We start from the raw sequence: 17,916 nt of genomic DNA on the forward strand, positions 1-17,916 counted from the left end.
AAGTGATAGAAAACACGGATTTGTTTTTCGTCTCTTTGTATAGAAATTAGTAAGAAAAGACATAATTATTCAAAAACTAATAGATACAAGCAAACTAATAGTGGAAACCGTTACAATCGTTTTGTACAATGAATGTAGAAATTCTTTTTTCCTTTAATCATTTGGAAGTTTCAGCAAATGTATTCCTAAGAAATAAGGTGAAGCAATGATATACGAGCAATATGGCATTATTGACATAGGTTCCAACACGATACGTCTTGTTTTATATGAACAACAAAATAGTGGCTTTTATCGTGAAATTGAAAATACAAAGGTTTCAGCCAGACTGCGTAACTACTTGGTTGAAGGTAGACTTACCGAGGAAGGCATTTCCGTTTTACTTCATACTCTTGAACAATTTCAAGAAAGTATTACGTACCATAAGTTACAGCACGTAATTTGCGTGGGCACAGCTACAATACGTCAGGCAACCAACAAAGAAGAGATAACGCATCTTGTAAAAGAACGAACAGGAATTATACTTCGGATCCTTTCTGAATATGAAGAAGCGTATTATGGCTATTTAGCGGTAATGAATTCTACCTCTTTTGAAGAGGGTATTACAATAGATATTGGTGGTGGAAGCACGGAAATTACTTATTTTCGTAATCGCCAACTAATTGAATATTTTAGCTTTCCTTTTGGGGCATTATCTTTAAAGCAGCAATTTGTATCTGGTGACATACCTACATGGGATGAACAAGAGAAAATGTCTTCGTTTATACTTGGGAAAATGGAACAATTGCCATGGTTGCTTGAAAAACAAGTACCTATTATTGCTATAGGGGGTAGTGCACGTAATATGGCTCGTGTTCATCAAAATATTATTTCATATCCTATTTCAGGAGTGCATTTATATGAAATGAAACCAAATGATATTGAAGTTGTCCATCAATTTATGAGTGATTTAAGCTTTCCTGAAATGCAAAAACTTGATGGTTTGGCAAAGGATCGTGCCGATACTATTCTTCCTGCTGTAGAGGTATTTCAATCGCTTTTGACCGTTACCAAATCATCCTCGTTCATCATTAGTAGAAGAGGGCTTAGAGAAGGCATATTCTATGAAGTAAATGCTAAGCGATATGGTCTTTCCTATTACCCGAATGTAATTGAAGAGAGTTTTCACATGCTAGCGGAAAAATATGCAATTGATTTAAATAATGTGATGTATCAAATTAAAACAGTTACGACACTTTGCGATGGGTTAGAAAAATGTAACGTAGTAAGTTTTACAAGTGATGAATTGCTTTCTGTCAGAATGGCAGCTAAAGTTTACAATATTGGGGTTTATATTGATGAGGAGGCTAGCAGTCAGCATACATTCTATTTGCTAGCAAACAAAACGATTGATGGAATGATGCATAAAGATAAGGTGAAGCTTGCTTTATTAGCATCTTTTAAAAATAAACTTTCCTATAAACAATATATGGAGTCGTTTGATTCATGGTTCTCCAAAGAAGAACAGAGAAAGATTCGTATATTAGGTTCATTATTGCAATTAGCGGCTTCTTTAAATGTTACTAAGAGAAATGTAGTAGATCAAATTCATATTGAAATGATTCAGGAAGACATTCATATTTATATTCTATGTAATCGAAATGCTTTAGCAGAACAAGTTCAAGCTGAAAAGCAAAAAAAACAAGTAGAGAAGGCGTTGAAACGAAATGTTGAATTACATTTCCAAGTTGCCGCATCATATTTATAATTCAGTTTACAAAATTTTCACAAAGAGGTATCATTTGTTTTGCAAAGAAAAAGGTACACCGGAATTTCAACAAAGTATAGAAGGAACTGCAGCGTTCATGGATACTACGAAAACAAGCATGATTGATCTAAATAATACAGCGTACTATAATAACCGAGAATTAAGTTGGCTTGCGTTCAATGAACGCGTGTTGCAAGAAGCACTTGATGAACGCAATCCTTTATTGGAACGTTTAAAATTCACTAGTATTTTCAGCTCGAATTTAGACGAATTTTTCATGGTGCGTGTAGCAGGATTGAAGGATCAAGTTAAAGTAGGTTTTAATAAGCCAGAAAATAAGGCGGGACTCACGCCTAAGCAACAGCTTAGTCAAATTGCTAAAAAGACACATATTCTCGTTCAACGACAATATGATACATATCATAATATTTTACTTCCACAATTAAAGGAAGAAAATATTATTCCCATTACCTTCGAAGATTTAACGCCAGAGCAGTTGGTGTTTATTGAAGAATATTTTGATGAACAGATATTTCCTGTTTTAACACCGGTAGCCATTGATGCGTATCGCCCATTTCCTATGCTTTTAAACAAAAGCTTGAACTTGGCCGTAATGCTGTATGATGAAAACCAAGAAGACGAAGAGAATAGAAAAAAACTAGGTATTGTCCAAGTTCCTTCTGTAATGGGACGATTTATTTTCCTTCCTACTGAGGAAGGGAGAAGATTTATTTTCTTAGAAGATGTAATTCGAAATTTCACACATAAATTATTCACCGGATATAGTGTTCTATCCGTTACAAGTTTACGTATTACACGGAATGCCGATCTTACCATTCATGAAGAAGGTGCACGAGATCTTCTTAAAGTGATTGAAAAAGAATTAAAGAAGAGAAAATGGGGTTCAGCTGTTCGATTAGAAGTTGGAAAATCAGGCTTAGATGATCATGTTCTATCTCTTTTACATGAAGTGTTAGAGGTGCACGAGAAGGATATATATTTTATTGATGGTCCTCTTGATTTAACTTGTATGTTCTCTTTTTACAAAAATGTAGAGCAAACACATGAGCATTTAACATATCCGGCTCTCATTCCGCAACCACCACAGGATTTACAATCTGATGATAATGATATTTTTGAAAAAGCACTTGAATCAGATGTTTTATTGCATCATCCCTATGAATCGTTTCAACCGGTTATTGATTTTGTACAGAGTGCTGCCGATGATCCTGATGTTTTGGCAATTAAACAAACGTTGTACCGTGTAAGTGGAGATTCGCAGGTTATCCAAGCGCTGAAGACTGCTGCGGAAAAAGGAAAGCAAGTAACAGTTCTTGTTGAATTAAAAGCGAGATTTGATGAAGCAAATAATGTACATTGGGCTAAGGAATTGGAGCAAGCTGGATGTCACGTAATATACGGTGTAAGCCATTTAAAAACGCATAGTAAAATAACTCTTGTTGTACGCCGGAAAAATGGTAAAATTCAACGGTTTGTTCATTTAGCTACAGGTAATTATAATGACTCAACTGCAAAGCTTTATACCGATTTTGGACTTATAACTACACGTAAAGACTTTGGCATTGATGCAACAAACTTTTTTAATTATTTAAGTGGATATACGATGAAGCCACAATTTACTGAATTGTCTGTAGCTCCATTAGATATTCGTCATACATTTTTGGAACGAATCGATGAGGAAATTCGCTATCATAAGCAATATGGAAATGGACATATTATTGCAAAAATGAATTCGTTAACAGATAAGCCACTTATACAAAAATTGTACGAAGCATCACAAGTTGGTGTAAAAATAGATTTAACGATTCGCGGCATTTGTTGCTTACGACCAGGCATTCCAAATGTAAGCGAAAATATTCGTGTGTTTAGTATTGTTGGACGGTACTTAGAGCATAGTAGAATTTATTATTTCTATCATAATGGAGATGAAATGCTGTATCTATCTTCTGCAGACTGGATGACTCGTAATATGGAAAGACGTGTGGAAATCGCCTTTCCAATCCTCGATGATCAAATTAAAAAACGTATCATCCATGTTTTACAATTAATCTTATCTGATAATGTGAAAAATCGTGAACAAAATGCAAACGGTGAATATCATTATGTTACTAGGAAGGAAGGAGATCCAGAAATTAATTGTCAGATTGAGCTATTTAACTTAGCCTATGCTGGGAATGAAAGTGTAGATGAGTAAGTCTATTAAAAACAAGAGTTGACCTAAATGGCAGGATACCTCCTGTCTAAGGTCAGCTCTTTTTTTGTAGCAGTATTAATACATATAAGGTGAATATGGTGCTGGATATGGGTATGGTGTTGGGTACGGATAGGGCTGTGGGTAATATGGGTAAGGTCTTGGTCCAAATGCTAGTGCCCCGCCCAGTAAACCTCCTGCAATACCTGCTAAGAAAGGAACTCCGAAGAATGGAAGAAATCGGGTATCTTCTTGGAGAACGGGGTCAGAACGAAATGGTATTGGATACATTTGAGGATGCATGAAATAAACCTCCCTTATTGGATTCGGTGTAGTATATGGGAAATTGTCCTTATAAGAGCAAGTACTCTAGTAAAATTATGAAAATTGGGCATTTACGCTATCAAAGTGGATAAAGATTAAATACAGTAAGTTCAGGCTTTGCTAAAAAGCGGAAGGGGACGCGCGTTGTGCCAAGTCCTCGATTTACATAAATGGTAAGAGGATACTTTCCTGCTAGGTGATAAAAACCTTCTACATATTTTTGGGCAAGAGGGGGAGTGATAATCGGCCCAAAATAAGGTAATTGGACTTGTCCCCCATGACTATGACCTGATAACTGCAAATGTATGGGATAGTTAGCGATGGTAGGTGCAACATCAGGTTCATGTACAAGAAGTATCGTATATACCTGCCCTTTTGCTTTACGTAGTGTTTGTTCAATTTTGGGATGACCTAGCATTATATCATCAATACCGATAAGAGCAATTTCACTTCCGTTTATCAGTCGAATTCGTTTTTCTTCGTTTTGTAGTAGTTGAAACCCGGCCTCCTGTATGATTTGTGCATATATATCTGTGCCATATCCCCCGTGATCGTGATTTCCATAAATCGCAAATTTACCTAATGATGATTGCATCCGCCGTAGAATAGGGGCAATTTGTTCGGTTTCGTTATAACTCTGTTGATCGTCAATTAAATCTCCTGTAAAAATGATAATATCGGGGTGTTGTTCGTTTACTTTTTTTACAACGGCATCTAGTTGGGACAAGGAATAATGGTAGCCAAGATGACAGTCACTAAACTGAACAATTTTGATATTTTCTAGACCAGACCCGAGTAATGGAGATGAAAGGGTATGATAGGAAACCTTTAGCATGGTAGGCTCTATATATCTTGCATATATATAGCCAACGCTCGTCGTTAGTATACTGTAACATAACCAGGAGATACCTTTTTTACAAAATGTTCTTCGATCCATCATTTTCATTGATTTCACCTATAGTTAGAATTTTTACTAGTATATCTTATTTGTAAGTAATTATGATAGAGTATAAGATATCTGAGAAGAAAATATATGAATTAATGGATAATAATGGTAAAATGAATTATCATTCATTTTTTTTATGGAGGGGATAAGGATGAAAGGTAAAGTTGCTATTATTACGGGTGGCTCTAGTGGTATGGGGAAGGCAATGGCTTTACGTTTTGCTAAGGAAGGAGCTCATGTTGTTATTACAGGACGCACTTATGAAACATTAGAAGTAACAAAACGAGAAATTATGGAAATTGGATTGGAACCATTACTAGTTGTGATGGATGTTCGAAATCCAGATGAGGTCGATGCTATGGTGGAGCAAACGGTGCAGTATTTTGGGACGATTGATTACTTAGTAAATAACGCAGCAGGAAATTTCATTTGCCGTGCTGAAGACTTGTCTGTAAATGGCTGGAATGCTGTGATTAATATTGTTTTAAATGGGAGTTTTTATTGTAGCCGTGCTGTAGGAAAGTATTGGATTGAAAATAAAATTCGCGGTAGCATCATTAACATGGTGGCAACCTATGCATGGGATGCTGGGCCGGGTGTCATTCATTCTGCTGCAGCTAAAGCAGGTGTACTAGCTATGACAAGAACCCTGGCAGTAGAGTGGGGAAGAGCATATGGCATACGAGTAAATGCGATTGCTCCGGGACCTATCGAGCGTACAGGAGGGGCTAAACGACTATGGGTATCAGAAGAAGCAGCGAAGCAAACAATTGATAGCGTTCCATTAGGTCGTCTGGGAACACCTGAGGAAGTAGCAGGTCTAGCATTTTATTTACTTTCTAATGAATCCGCTTACGTTAATGGTGCATGTGTTACGATTGATGGCGGACAACATTTGCATCAGCATCCCTTTTAATTGAATACAATAAATCCATTTCATACTAGGATGTCTCAAAAGGGGATACATGTTATTTTGAGACATTCTAGTTTTACTTCAATTTTTTTCTTCATCCATTGTAATTCGAACAAGTTCTTTGTAACCCGCATCTGCTGCAATCATACTACCTATTAAAAATAAAATTGACCCGCCTAATGTAAAAAGTCTCCCGACAAATACTTCTTTTGCATTTTCAATGCTATCATTCATTCATTTAAATCCCCCTTACTCTACATACTATTTTATGTATATGTCTAAATGAAGAAAATGTGTGTTTACCTATCTCTTTAAATAATATGGAAACGCATATGTTCTCATCGATAGAAAAACTGTAAGAAAATTTAATTCTAAAGTACACTTTTATCTCATCATCATGATATAATCTTTGCAAATAAAGGGGGAGAGTATTTTGGTGGATGCTTTAGATGTAATTGCAAACCTAGACCGGGTTCTTCCTTACTATCAGGCTATTTTCAGTGCGGATGAGCATATGATCATTGGCTATGAGGTGGTTGGGCGGATGGAGACAGAACAAGGTTTGCAAAGTCTCGGACCTTTCTTTAAAGATGATATGATTCCGGATGAATATCGAATAGAAGTGGATAACGTAGTATTAGAAAAGGCGCTCGGGCAATATTTACAATCCAATCAATCCTTTTTATTATTTGTGCATCGGAATGCAACGCTTCTTATGAATGACGAGGACGAAAGTTTCTTAGATATTTTGCATAAGTATGAAAAGAAGGGTGTAAAATTGCAAAATATTGTATTAGAAATTACTGAGCATGAATTTAAGGATGATATAGACCAACTCAACCATCGACTTGTCTATTATCGTACATATGGTATACGTATAGCTATTAATAAAATTGGGCTTGGTATGAGTAATTTAGAACGAATTAGCGTACTAAATCCTGATATTCTTAAAATTGATGTGACTAACTTACGGCATACTGCAAATTTACAGATGTATCAAGATATTCTCTATTCAATTTCATTGCTTGCACGACGCATCGGTGCAACGCTTTTATATGAGGATATAGATGCGTTTTATCAGTTACAATATGCGTGGCGTAACGGAGGTAGATATTATCAGGGAGATTATTTAAAAGATTTTCTTCCTCATTTTTTACCGGCTGATTTGCTAAAAAATCGTTTACGAGAAGAGTGCCATGAATTTATTTCTCATGAGAAGCGAAAGCTAGAGCGTTTGTATATTCTAACAGAACAATTATGTGTAAAAACAGAAGGAATTATTGCTAAGCATAAAAATATAGGAAATACGGATAAATGGCTTCTTGACATTTGTGAAGAAGTGACTGATAGTAGTTTTCGTTTGTATGTGTGTGATGAAGATGGGTTTCAGCAATCTGGTAATATTATAAAAGAGAATGGGAAATGGAATTTGCATCCGGAATATGTTTTGAAAAACTGGAGCTGGCGTCCGTATTTTTTAGCTAATATTATGACGATGCGCTATGAGAAAAAAGGACGGTTGTCAGATTTGTATGCTGACATTGAAACAGGACAAATGATTCGCACCTTTAGTTTTCCCATTGAAAATAATCAATATTTATTTCTTGATTTAACCTATGATTATTTATTTGAACAGGATGCGTTATTTTAGTTATATAAGCTTGTTTGTAAGATAGCTTGTAGTGATTGCAAGAATGTATAACAGAATAGATGAAATAGATCGTCTCAGAAGGCATGAATCTGTATGATGATCTATTTTTTTTGTTTATCTCCAGATAAAAGTGGAAATAGTGATAGGTATCAGCAAAAAATGCTTATTCTGTTGTCTATATCTGTAAGGATTTTGCGAACGAATGTACATCCATTTAGGAATAAGGATTGCTACAATGAATATAGGACAAGGGGATAGGAGGGGAAGAATGAAAAAATACGGGATATGGCTTGGTTTTTTCTTGCTTCTCGTATACATTATTAGTCAAAGTATGGCTACTGCAATTGGTAATGATGAAAAGATAAACCGAGAGGAGATATTTCAAACGATTCGCAAAGGATATGAAGCACAATATTCGATTCGTGATCAGCACTATTCTGTAGAAAAAATGTATGATATCTTATCACCATACATTACAGATAACTTTCTTCAAGTATTTACCGATGAAAATCATAGTCGTTCTAAATCATCTGGTGCTCATCTTTTAACAAAGGTTCCGCCCTTTACCTTTACATCGAATACATTAATTACGTTTGATAAAGAACATCAGTTGGTATATATATATGAACGTAGCAATCGCCAGTCTCCGGTTTATCAAATTGTAGTTATGCAAAAAGAAAAGGGCATATGGAAAATGGCTTCTTATACGGAGAATGAAACGCTACCTATAGATATACGTCGTTTCGGCCAAGAATAGGGAAAACAAGACCGCTACGTATGCGTAGCGGTCTTGTTTAACTGAGTATGATGTGGGAAACAAATAGATTTGCTTCGTATTCAGTTCTTTTTATAATTGAAATTGTTGTAATATTGTGTGGATGATTCATTTTGTAACTTTTTTCGACAAATTTATTGAGTTTCTTCGCTGATAACTGTATCCTAAAGACTGAGGCATTTTTTCAGTTCTGAACGGATAGAATGTCGACTGTTGCAGAAGCTATTCGTAGGAATATAAGAGAAAGGGGAGATTATATGTCTCTACTTCAAGGAATATTATCTCGTCTCGTTAGTTTGAAAGAACAAGGTGAAAACGGTGAAGTTGCACAACGTTATTTCGAAGTAAACGGGGAACGAAAATGCAGTGTTAAATATTTTGATAAAAGTGATACGTATGAATTAGAAGTGTACGAACCTGGTGAAAAGCCACAAATATATCAGTTCGACAACATAGACATGGTGGCCATCGAAATTTACGATATGATCTCCTAGTCATACATAGAAATGCAGCATCTTTTTAGATGCTGCTTTTTTGTATAGTTTGTATGTAGTTAAGGAAATGATAGGAATAATTCTAATTTTCTAAACTGGGAGGAACATAATTTGATACCAACTGTCATTTGCCCGAATTGTGAAAAAAAAGAAAAACTAGATCGAGTATTAGTTGCACAGTCCAATCAAAATGTCATATTTACTTGCCCGTTCTGTCGTCTTATCATTCGAAATATTGAAACGAGTAAAGGTTTTTAACATAGAAGTTTTATTTTTCCCATACAATGAAAGGAAATCAGTCTTTTAAAGGACGTGATGATATGGGAGAATCTCGATTTTATAATTTATCCGAGCGGAATATGGACTTTGAAATGGTATTTGAACGAATTTACGAATTTATTACTGTCAATCCAGCAAATACATATCGTCTTTCAATTGGAACGGACTCACAAGTGCATCAATTCGAAACTCGGTTTATAACTGCCATCCATCTTCATCGTGTCGGAAAAGGAGCCTGGGGATGCCTACAATCCCGCGTATTACATAGAAAAGTAGAAAGCTTGCGTGAAAAAATTCAGTTGGAAACATATTATAGTCAACAAACGGCATATTTATTTACTCCTGTCCATTTTGCGAAGCTAATTGAAGTCATTTATCCCTACCGGCAGGAAGGAGGGACCTTATCAATGGAAATCCATTTAGATATTGGTCACGATGGCTTGACAAGGGAATTTATTATGGACATGACGGCTCGTATCACCTCAATGGGACTTACTCCAAGAATCAAACCTGATTCCTATACAGCATTTAGCTATGCAAACCGATATACAAAATAGAAAATTAAAAATTTTCGTTCTATTAAATTTGGCTAAACTTCTATATAATAGGAAATAGATTCTAATAAGTAGGGGGAGAGCATGAGTATAATGAATAAACAATATGTATACTTAACCGAAGAGGAACAAACTCTATTGCTCCATGTGTTGTTTCAACAAAACTATGCAACTGAGCTGTTAGCTTGTGAATTAGCAGATATGGAAAGCGGCCTAAAACCTACAGATATGACTCATTACAGAAAAGTAACTACACTATTTGATAGGCTGAAAGATGCTGAATGATGATAATGACTACCATGACCGGTAGTCATTTTTTTTAATGATGTGATACAATCGTATTGATAAGGGATTATTTTGAAAACGCTATCATATAGATATAATGTAGAGTTGGAGAAAGGAGAGTGTAGCAATGATTAGTTTACCAACCGAGGAGTTTAAACAAATATTTGTAAAAGATTTAGTCATATCTGCTGAGAAGGTGGCTCATGTACAAGTAACAAATAGCTTACAGCATGCCTTGCTTGTGCTTGTCAAATCAGGTTACTCAGCTATACCTGTATTAGATACAACGTATAAGTTGCATGGGCTAATTAGTACATCTATGATTTTAGATCGGATATTAGGTTTAGAGCGAATAGAATTTGAAAAACTTGAGAATATGAAAGTGGAAGAAGTAATGAATACAGATATTCCTAAATTACATCTAGACGAAACATTTGCAACCGGATTAGAAGCAACTATTAATCATCCTTTCGTTTGTGTTGAAAGCGGGGAAGGATTATTTGAAGGTATCGTAACAAGAAGATCAATACTTAAGCTTTTAAATAAAAAAATTCGTCGATATAATAAGTAATAAGAAATGATAAAGAAAATAACCAAATGATTGAATATAGGTAACATCTATTTACTGATTTAGGAGGAATCGTTTTGCAACTCGATGATTTTCGGATGATCGTTATTTTAGCTCAAGAGCTGAATATGAGAAAGGCAGCGGAACTACTGTTTGTATCTCAGCCAGCCTTAAGTCAGCGTTTACAATCAATGGAAAAGCATTGGGGAATGCGATTCTTTGTTCGTTCTCAGAAAGGGTTAACCATTACACCTGAAGGAGAAAAAATAACGGCTTATGCACAGGATATTTTGCAAAAGGAAGAAGATATTAAAAATGAATTAACCTCCTTACACGCAAAAACCCACGGCACACTCAAAATAGCTGTAGCGTCCATTATTGGGCAATATTGGCTGCCTCGTATTTTGAAAATGTTTGTAGAAAAATACCCTCTCGTGCAAATATCCTTATTTACAGGTTGGAGTAGTGATGTACAAAAACATTTTTATGATGGAGATGTGCATGTTGCTATTTTGCGAGGTTCACAGGATTATTTAGGGAAAAAATGGCATGTATTAACGGATGAGATGTATCTGGTAGATACCGAAATCTCAGATGAAAACTTACTGAAAGATACGAGCAAGCCGTTTATTCAGTTTAAAAGCGACTCTACTTATTATTCTCAAATTCAGAGCTGGTGGTATGCGAAATTTTCGTACCCACCTAAACGAACGATCATTGTTGACCAAATTGAAACGTGTAAACAGCTTGTTCTACATGGAATTGGTTATGCTATTTTACCTCAAACGGTACTAAAGGGAGTGAACGAAGATATTTTTAAACTTCCTCTTTCGGTAGATGGAAAAAGTCTTACACGAGAAACGTGGCTTCTCGTGAAGGATGCCGCGCTAGAATTAAAGCAAGTAGAAGCATTTATCGATCTTGTTAAGCGATTTTCGGATACAAATGCATATTAATTAAAAAAAAAGGTGTACGGTTCTTGCCGATTATCATTCACTTTGATAGAGTATCAGTATCAGCTAATTAGGAGGAGACAACGAAATGAAAACTATGGATGCAAACGAAATTATTTCTTTTATACAAAATAGCACGAAAAAAACACCGGTTAAAGTATACATAAAAGGGCAATTGAAGGATGTTACCTTTCCAAAAGATGTACAAGCTTTCGTATCAAAAAAAGCAGGTGTCTTGTTTGGAGAATGGGATGAGATCAAAGCAGTGCTTGAAAGTGAGTCTATTACAGATTATGTTGTAGAAAACGATCGTCGCAATTCTGCACTTCCATTATTAGATACAAAAGGTATCAAAGCACGCATAGAGCCAGGTTCTATTATCCGTGATCAAGTTGAGATTGGTGATAATGCTGTCATTATGATGGGAGCTGTAATTAATATTGGCGCTGTCATTGGAGAAGGAACAATGATCGATATGAATGCCGTACTCGGCGGTCGTGCAACCGTTGGGAAAAACTCGCATATAGGAGCAGGAGCCGTGCTTGCTGGTGTCGTTGAACCACCTTCCGCTCAGCCTGTCATCGTGGGCGATGGTGTACTAATCGGAGCTAATGCAGTTGTACTAGAAGGTGTTACTGTAGGAAACGGTGCTGTTGTAGCTGCTGGTGCGATTGTGACAGAGGATGTACCAGCTAATACTGTAGTCGCTGGTGTTCCAGCCCGCGTTATTAAACAAATCGATGAAAAAACAAAATCAAAAATAGAAATTAAGCAAGAGCTTCGTCAGCTTAATCCTGAACAATAAAGAAAATAGTAGTATTCTTCATCATTTATTGCCGCAGGCGAGAAAATGACGAGAATGTTTATGTAAAATAGACCGTTCATCGTATCTTGTCCAGTAATGTAAGATCAGTGACGGTCTATTTTTCATTTGTTATGATAAATGTTTAAAAAGGACGGCGGATACAATGAATCTAATTACAATTCGTAGAGATTTACACCAAATACCTGAGCTAGGATTTCGAGAATATAAAACACAACAGTATTTGCTTGGGTTTATAAATAAACTTCCGAAAGAACGTATAGAGGTTGAATTATGGAAAACGGGAATTCTTGTAAAAGTACACGGTCGTAATCCTGAAAAAATAATTGGCTACCGTACGGATATAGATGGTCTTCCCATTACAGAAGAAACTGGCTATTCATTTCAGTCGACCCATGAAGGCTATATGCATGCATGTGGGCATGATTTTCATATGACGATTGCCTTAGGATTACTAGATGAGCTTGTTCATTCTCCTATTGATGATGATGTGTTATTTGTTTTCCAACCTGCCGAAGAAGGACCAGGTGGAGCAAAACCGATGATCACCAGTGAACCATTTCAAATGTGGAAACCGGATATGATAATAGCACTTCATATTGCACCAGAATATCCAGTTGGTACGATTGCCACTCGTCAGGGGTTACTTTTTGCCAATACATCTGAGTTATTTATTGATTTAAAAGGAAAGGGAGGGCATGCAGCATATCCTCATAAAGCGAATGATATGGTTGTCGCTGCTAGCCACCTCGTGACACAAATGCAATCCATCGTTAGCCGAAACATCGATCCCCTTGATTCAGCAGTAGTTACGATTGGAAAAATAACTGGTGGGATGGTACAAAATAGCATTGCAGAAACAGCACGACTAGAAGGAACAATGCGCACGTTATCATCAACATCTATGAAGCAAGTAAAGAAAAGATTAGAGGCCATTATAAAAGGTATAGAGACTGCATTTGAATGTGAGGCTGTTATTGACTACGGAGCTAATTATTATCAGGTGAATAACAACAAAGAGTTAACGGAAGAGTTTATGAAATTTGCAAATCAATTAGAGGATAGTAGTATAGTCAATTGTAATGCATCCATGACTGGGGAAGACTTCGGGTATATGCTACAAGAAATACCAGGATTCATGTTTTGGCTAGGGGTACAATCGGAGTATGGACTCCATCACAGTAAGCTTCGTCCGAGCGAAGAAGCTATTCCAAAAGCAGTAGCTGTATTAACACGATATTTGCAGTTTAAGGGAAACAGATAGCAATTTGCTATCTGTTTTTAAATATAACATGCAACCATATGCATAATTTGTATAGCGCTAGCGCAATACTTTATAATGGAGAAGTAAAATGGAAGATTTTCTTATTTTATAATAATTATTAAATAATATTGACTCCAATATATTTCTTCATATATAATATGCATGTAAATAAAAAATGGAGGTTGATACATATGGCAGAACGTTTAGTAGCAAAGCAAGCACCACGTTTTGAAATGGAAGCTGTATTGCCCAATAAGCAATTTGGAAAAGTAAGCCTAGAAGAAAATATGAAGGCTGGGAAATGGACCGTACTTTTCTTTTATCCAATGGATTTCACTTTCGTATGTCCAACTGAAATTATCGCAATTTCTGAGCGTTATGATGAATTCGAAGATCTTGATGCTGAAGTAATTGGGGCATCAACTGACACAATCCATACGCATTTAGCTTGGATTAATACAGATGTAAAAGATAATGGAATTGGTCAATTGAACTATCCTTTAGCTGCTGATCATAATCAATCAGTTGCTCGTGAGTATGGTGTTTTAATCGAAGAGGAAGGAATCGCACTTCGTGGATTATTCATTATCAATCCGGAAGGTGAACTAGTATATCAAGTAGTACATCACAATAACATTGGACGTGAAGTTGATGAAGTTATTCGCGTTCTTCAAGCTCTTCAAACCGGCGGACTTTGCCCTGCCAACTGGAAGCCAGGACAAGCTACATTAAAAGTCTAAAGCTAAGAGCAAAGTTCTTTCGAAAGGTCTAACTTTAGGGTTAGACCTTTTCTTGTATACAAAGTAATTGTGTTCAAAAGAATCCCTAGTATATTTTGAAAGGAGAATTGTTCTTGAAATTACGCGATGAAATGCCTACTTTAGTTGGGGAGACGGCTATGTTGAATGGAGAAGTAAAACGTGATGAATTGATTGGCGATAAGCCAACATTAATCCATTTCTGGTCGATTAGTTGCCATTTATGCAAGGAAGCAATGCCTAGTGTGAATGAATTTAGAGATCAATATAAAGATAAGTTAAACGTTGTATCTGTGCATATGCCTCGTTCTGAAAACGACCTAGATGTGGAAGATGTAAAGAAGGTTGCTGCTGAGCATGGTATCACACAACCTATCTTAGTTGATAATGAACATAAAATTACAGATGAATTCCAGAATCAATACGTTCCAGCCTATTATGTCTTTGATAAAAGTGGTGTACTTCGCCATTTTCAAGCAGGCGGAAGTGGAATGAAAATGTTAACAAAACGGGTTAATCGTGTTCTAGAAGAAGCAGAACAAGAATAATTTGTATGACGTGAAAACACTACTAAAGTAAGGGATTTACGGCCTTTCCTTTAGAAGTAACCTAGTATTTGTGTAAGAGGGGATGTGTTAATCTATCCCCTCTTTTTTCGTTATAAGTATCGTTATTGTCCAGTTTAAAAGGAAGCATGAAGTGATGTCACGTGATTGTATAATTTTAGTTAGATAATCGTCAAATATTGAATGGGGATTTTTCTAATCAGAGTTTACACTATACTTATAGTACAATAAAAAATTCATGTGTGGAAAAATGGCAGGAGGTATAACCATGAATTTTGATAGTATAACAGTAGCGAGAGCTCTTACCGCACTTACGCTTTCCTTTCATATTATTTTTGCAACTTTAGGTGTAGGAGTTCCAGTTATGATTTCGTTTGCAGAATGGATGGGAATAAAAAGGAAGGATCCTCATTATATTCTTTTAGCAAGGCGATGGACTCGTGGCTTTGCAGTAATTGTAACGGTTAGTATTGTAACAGGGATGTGTCTCGGGTTACAATTATCTTTGCTATGGCCAAGCTTTATGCAGATAGTAGACCAAGCGATTGGGCTTCCTTTATTTTTAGAGGTGATAGCGTTTTTCTTTGAGAGTATTCTATTAGGCATTTATTTATATACATGGGATCGATATAAAAAACCAATGTTCCATTGGTTCCTATCTATTTCTATCATTATAAGTTCAAGTTTAGCGGCTTTCTTTATTACAACGATAAATGCATTCATGAATACACCGCAGGGGTTTCGCCTTGTCGATGGGAAAATGGTTGACTTGCAGCCACTTGTAGCAATGGTTAACCCAGCTATGCCAACGAAAACATTTCATGTTATCGTTACGTCGTATTTGACATCAGCTCTTATTTTAGCATCGATTACGGCGGCTATGATGCTAGGTGGTAGAAAGAATGTTTATTATCAAAAGGCTTTAAAGCTTACTATGACTTCGGCTTTTTTATTTAGTATAAGTTCTGCAGCTGCAGGAGACTTATCAACTAAGTTTTTGGCGAAGTATCAACCGGAAAAACTAGCTGCTGGGCAGTGGCATTTTGAAACGGAAAAGGAAGCCGATTTAATTCTGTTTGGAGTATTAGATAAGAAAACGGAGAAAATTACATATGAAATTCGGATCCCAGGTGCTTTAAGTTATTTATTGTTTTATCATGCTCAATCAGAGGTGCAAGGATTAAATGAAACAAAGGATGACGTAAGACCACCTCTTTATCTACATTATATATTTGATATAAAAATAGTATTTACTATGTTCATAGTTCTCATTTCATTTTTGTATGTAATCATATTGAAATATAAGTATCAAGGGGTGATGAATCACTATCTTTTACGAGGAATTCTCTTGGCAGGTCCGTTAGCCCTTGTAACGACTGAAATGGGCTGGTTTTTTTCAGAGATGGGTAGACAACCGTGGATGTTGAGAGGATATATGAAGGTGAGTGAGGCTGTGACAACTGCGCCGTCTATTCAAATGAATCAGATTTTCGTGTTCTTTAGTATTCTCTATGTATTTTTGGCTGCTATTTCTATATATGTCCTGATGAAGATGTTTCATACAAGTCCAGCTGAATTGGATCGGGAAAAGAGTATTGAATATGAAGTAATTTAGATAGGAGAGATTCACAATGAGTTTACCTATTATAGGTATTACGGTTTTATGGCTATTTTTGTATGCGTATATCCTTATTGCATCTATTGATTTTGGTGCTGGCTTTTATGTCTATTATGCAAAGTGGAGAAAAAAGGATTCGAAAATGAGCATGTTAATCAATCGTTATTTGTCGCCAATATGGGAAGTAGCCAATGTATTTTTGGTTTGTTTCTATGTAGGTATGATCGGATTTTTTCCTGATGTTGCATACTACTATGGAACAGCTCTTTTATTTCCTGGAAGCATAGCGCTCATCTTGTTAACTTTACGTAGTTCATTCTATATATTTGGCAATGGAAAGTTTAAAAAAAATCGTTTTTATATGCTTCTATACGTTTTAACGGGTTTGCTGATACCACCGGTTTTAACTACTGCATTAACTACTTCTGAAGGAGGATATTTAGATAAACAAGGGAATACAGTAATGTTTCTAGCGGATAAGTTAGCCACAAGCTTTCTTTCATGGGGTTTCGCCTTTTTGGCGGTTGTATCTGTTCTTTATATTAGTGCTTCTTTTTTAACTTACTACGCAAGCCGAGCAGGAGAAGAAGAATCGGTAGATGTATTGCGTAAGTTTGCCTTATTTTGGTCAGTTCCATCTATAGTAGCTAGTGTAATCGTTTTTTGGTCTATGCGAACTCATAATTTTGATCATTTTCAGCATATGATAGAACCAAGCATTGTATGGACATTTGCTCTTTCGTTCGTTTGTTTTTTAGGGGCAACGCACTTTTTATACCATCGTAGTCGATTTGGACTTGCTTTTATCTTTGTTATGTTTCAATACTTTTTTGCGTTTTTTGGGTATGGTGCTGGACATTTACCGTACATATTGTATCCGTATATAACAATTCATTCGGGAGTAACAAACGAATTAATGAGTAAGGCATTAGTTATTGCATTTGTATTAGGCCTTCTTTTGTTCATTACTTCCATTGTGTTAGTACTTCGTCTTTTTCTATTCGATGCAAAGCATGTGAAAAACATGAAATAATCAGACGTTATTTTCTAAAATTGGATATATATTCTTCGTACATAGAAAGCTCGTGGTAATCTTACAGATTTTCCGAACGTGAAAGCCTATTATGGCGCGATAGCCACCTCCTTTAGGGGTGGGAGTCTCAATATAATCAAATACAATAACGTTATT

20 protein-coding genes are annotated in these 17,916 nt (G+C 36.0%); 17 read left to right on the forward strand and 3 right to left on the reverse strand.

All coding sequences use genetic code 11. The features are described from left to right. Positions 1-205: 205 nt before the first annotated feature. Both ACAN53_RS02965 and ACAN53_RS02970 read left to right on the forward strand, forming a co-directional pair. Positions 206-1,744: a Ppx/GppA phosphatase family protein gene (locus tag ACAN53_RS02965; RefSeq protein WP_379966796.1), complete on the forward strand. Its 1,539-nt coding sequence runs from the start codon at positions 206-208 to the stop codon at positions 1,742-1,744. Between the two features lie 97 nt (positions 1,745-1,841). Further along, positions 1,842-3,959: an RNA degradosome polyphosphate kinase gene (locus ACAN53_RS02970; RefSeq protein WP_379970237.1), complete on the forward strand. Its 2,118-nt coding sequence runs from the start codon at positions 1,842-1,844 to the stop codon at positions 3,957-3,959. Between the two features lie 75 nt (positions 3,960-4,034). Here the strand turns inward: ACAN53_RS02970 and ACAN53_RS02975 are convergent, their stop codons facing one another. Together ACAN53_RS02975 and ACAN53_RS02980 are read right to left on the reverse strand one after the other, a co-directional pair. After that, positions 4,035-4,259, reverse strand: coding sequence for a hypothetical protein (locus tag ACAN53_RS02975; protein ID WP_379966799.1), 225 nt, complete (start codon positions 4,257-4,259; stop codon positions 4,035-4,037). A 100-nt stretch (positions 4,260-4,359) separates the two neighbouring features. Continuing rightward, complete coding sequence (locus ACAN53_RS02980; protein WP_379966802.1) at positions 4,360-5,226, reverse strand: metallophosphoesterase; 867 nt, start codon at positions 5,224-5,226, stop codon at positions 4,360-4,362. A 151-nt stretch (positions 5,227-5,377) separates the two neighbouring features. On the opposite strand from ACAN53_RS02980, the gene fadH reads away from it, so the two are divergent. Next, complete coding sequence (gene fadH, locus ACAN53_RS02985; RefSeq protein ID WP_379966805.1) at positions 5,378-6,142, forward strand: 2,4-dienoyl-CoA reductase; 765 nt, start codon at positions 5,378-5,380, stop codon at positions 6,140-6,142. Between the two features lie 78 nt (positions 6,143-6,220). Here fadH and ACAN53_RS02990 read toward each other — a convergent pair whose 3' ends face one another. Further along, positions 6,221-6,373: a hypothetical protein gene (locus tag ACAN53_RS02990; protein ID WP_379966808.1), complete on the reverse strand. Its 153-nt coding sequence runs from the start codon at positions 6,371-6,373 to the stop codon at positions 6,221-6,223. Between the two features lie 199 nt (positions 6,374-6,572). Here ACAN53_RS02990 and ACAN53_RS02995 point away from each other — a divergent pair, with 199 nt between their 5' ends. The 14 genes from ACAN53_RS02995 to ACAN53_RS03060 all read left to right on the forward strand — a co-directional run bounded on the left by ACAN53_RS02995 (position 6,573) and on the right by ACAN53_RS03060 (position 17,760). After that, a complete protein-coding gene (locus tag ACAN53_RS02995) occupies positions 6,573-7,790 on the forward strand; it encodes an EAL-associated domain-containing protein (RefSeq protein WP_379966811.1) in 1,218 nt (405 codons plus the stop codon). Between the two features lie 268 nt (positions 7,791-8,058). Beyond that, entirely contained in the window at positions 8,059-8,547 is a 489-nt protein-coding gene (locus tag ACAN53_RS03000; RefSeq protein ID WP_379966814.1) for a DUF3993 domain-containing protein, read from the forward strand. Positions 8,548-8,822: 275 nt separating this feature from the next. Then, a complete protein-coding gene (locus ACAN53_RS03005) occupies positions 8,823-9,059 on the forward strand; it encodes a YkuJ family protein (RefSeq protein ID WP_379966817.1) in 237 nt (78 codons plus the stop codon). A 111-nt stretch (positions 9,060-9,170) separates the two neighbouring features. After that, positions 9,171-9,317 carry a hypothetical protein gene (locus ACAN53_RS03010; RefSeq protein WP_379966820.1) on the forward strand — a complete coding sequence of 49 codons (147 nt, stop codon included), beginning with the start codon at positions 9,171-9,173 and terminating at the stop codon, positions 9,315-9,317. 62 nt (positions 9,318-9,379) lie between these two features. Continuing rightward, positions 9,380-9,895 (forward strand): ribonuclease H-like YkuK family protein, encoded by a 516-nt coding sequence (locus tag ACAN53_RS03015; protein ID WP_379966823.1) that lies wholly within the window; start codon positions 9,380-9,382, stop codon positions 9,893-9,895. Positions 9,896-9,985: 90 nt separating this feature from the next. Then, positions 9,986-10,177, forward strand: a complete 192-nt coding sequence (gene abbA / locus ACAN53_RS03020; protein ID WP_379970238.1) for an antirepressor AbbA — start codon at positions 9,986-9,988, stop codon at positions 10,175-10,177. A 127-nt stretch (positions 10,178-10,304) separates the two neighbouring features. Then, positions 10,305-10,748, forward strand: a complete 444-nt coding sequence (cbpB, locus tag ACAN53_RS03025) for a cyclic-di-AMP-binding protein CbpB (protein WP_379966826.1) — start codon at positions 10,305-10,307, stop codon at positions 10,746-10,748. Positions 10,749-10,822: 74 nt separating this feature from the next. Next, complete coding sequence (locus ACAN53_RS03030) at positions 10,823-11,701, forward strand: LysR family transcriptional regulator (protein WP_379966829.1); 879 nt, start codon at positions 10,823-10,825, stop codon at positions 11,699-11,701. Between the two features lie 85 nt (positions 11,702-11,786). Next, positions 11,787-12,503: a 2,3,4,5-tetrahydropyridine-2,6-dicarboxylate N-acetyltransferase gene (dapD, locus tag ACAN53_RS03035; RefSeq protein WP_379966831.1), complete on the forward strand. Its 717-nt coding sequence runs from the start codon at positions 11,787-11,789 to the stop codon at positions 12,501-12,503. 163 nt (positions 12,504-12,666) lie between these two features. Continuing rightward, complete coding sequence (locus ACAN53_RS03040; protein ID WP_379966834.1) at positions 12,667-13,785, forward strand: N-acetyldiaminopimelate deacetylase; 1,119 nt, start codon at positions 12,667-12,669, stop codon at positions 13,783-13,785. A 191-nt stretch (positions 13,786-13,976) separates the two neighbouring features. Then, positions 13,977-14,525, forward strand: coding sequence for a peroxiredoxin (locus tag ACAN53_RS03045; RefSeq protein ID WP_379966837.1), 549 nt, complete (start codon positions 13,977-13,979; stop codon positions 14,523-14,525). Between the two features lie 113 nt (positions 14,526-14,638). Next, the gene (locus ACAN53_RS03050; protein WP_379966840.1) at positions 14,639-15,091 is read left to right on the forward strand and encodes a TlpA disulfide reductase family protein; all 453 of its coding nucleotides are present in this window, start codon (positions 14,639-14,641) and stop codon (positions 15,089-15,091) included. Positions 15,092-15,377: 286 nt separating this feature from the next. Next, on the forward strand, positions 15,378-16,724 hold the full coding sequence (locus tag ACAN53_RS03055; RefSeq protein ID WP_379966843.1) for a cytochrome ubiquinol oxidase subunit I: 1,347 nt from the start codon (positions 15,378-15,380) through the stop codon (positions 16,722-16,724). Between the two features lie 16 nt (positions 16,725-16,740). Next, a complete protein-coding gene (locus ACAN53_RS03060; RefSeq protein WP_379966846.1) occupies positions 16,741-17,760 on the forward strand; it encodes a cytochrome d ubiquinol oxidase subunit II in 1,020 nt (339 codons plus the stop codon). Positions 17,761-17,916: the final 156 nt, after the last annotated feature.

The sequence above is a fragment of the Ectobacillus soli genome (assembly GCF_042610425.1).
GTDB lineage: Bacteria > Bacillota > Bacilli > Bacillales > Bacillaceae_G > Ectobacillus.

What these genes read in the sequence shown, in the direction of transcription:
- ACAN53_RS02965 (WP_379966796.1), top strand. Translation starts at nt 206, where the DNA reads ATGATATACGAGCAATATGGCATTATTGACATAGGTTCCAACACGATA.
- ACAN53_RS02970 (WP_379970237.1), top strand. Translation starts at nt 1,842, where the DNA reads ATGGATACTACGAAAACAAGCATGATTGATCTAAATAATACAGCGTAC.
- ACAN53_RS02975 (WP_379966799.1), bottom strand. Translation starts at nt 4,259, where the DNA reads ATGCATCCTCAAATGTATCCAATACCATTTCGTTCTGACCCCGTTCTC.
- ACAN53_RS02980 (WP_379966802.1), bottom strand. Translation starts at nt 5,226, where the DNA reads ATGAAAATGATGGATCGAAGAACATTTTGTAAAAAAGGTATCTCCTGG.
- fadH (WP_379966805.1), top strand. Translation starts at nt 5,378, where the DNA reads ATGAAAGGTAAAGTTGCTATTATTACGGGTGGCTCTAGTGGTATGGGG.
- ACAN53_RS02990 (WP_379966808.1), bottom strand. Translation starts at nt 6,373, where the DNA reads ATGAATGATAGCATTGAAAATGCAAAAGAAGTATTTGTCGGGAGACTT.
- ACAN53_RS03000 (WP_379966814.1), top strand. Translation starts at nt 8,059, where the DNA reads ATGAAAAAATACGGGATATGGCTTGGTTTTTTCTTGCTTCTCGTATAC.
- ACAN53_RS03005 (WP_379966817.1), top strand. Translation starts at nt 8,823, where the DNA reads ATGTCTCTACTTCAAGGAATATTATCTCGTCTCGTTAGTTTGAAAGAA.
- ACAN53_RS03015 (WP_379966823.1), top strand. Translation starts at nt 9,380, where the DNA reads ATGGGAGAATCTCGATTTTATAATTTATCCGAGCGGAATATGGACTTT.
- abbA (WP_379970238.1), top strand. Translation starts at nt 9,986, where the DNA reads ATGAATAAACAATATGTATACTTAACCGAAGAGGAACAAACTCTATTG.
- cbpB (WP_379966826.1), top strand. Translation starts at nt 10,305, where the DNA reads ATGATTAGTTTACCAACCGAGGAGTTTAAACAAATATTTGTAAAAGAT.
- dapD (WP_379966831.1), top strand. Translation starts at nt 11,787, where the DNA reads ATGAAAACTATGGATGCAAACGAAATTATTTCTTTTATACAAAATAGC.
- ACAN53_RS03040 (WP_379966834.1), top strand. Translation starts at nt 12,667, where the DNA reads ATGAATCTAATTACAATTCGTAGAGATTTACACCAAATACCTGAGCTA.
- ACAN53_RS03045 (WP_379966837.1), top strand. Translation starts at nt 13,977, where the DNA reads ATGGCAGAACGTTTAGTAGCAAAGCAAGCACCACGTTTTGAAATGGAA.
- ACAN53_RS03055 (WP_379966843.1), top strand. Translation starts at nt 15,378, where the DNA reads ATGAATTTTGATAGTATAACAGTAGCGAGAGCTCTTACCGCACTTACG.
- ACAN53_RS03060 (WP_379966846.1), top strand. Translation starts at nt 16,741, where the DNA reads ATGAGTTTACCTATTATAGGTATTACGGTTTTATGGCTATTTTTGTAT.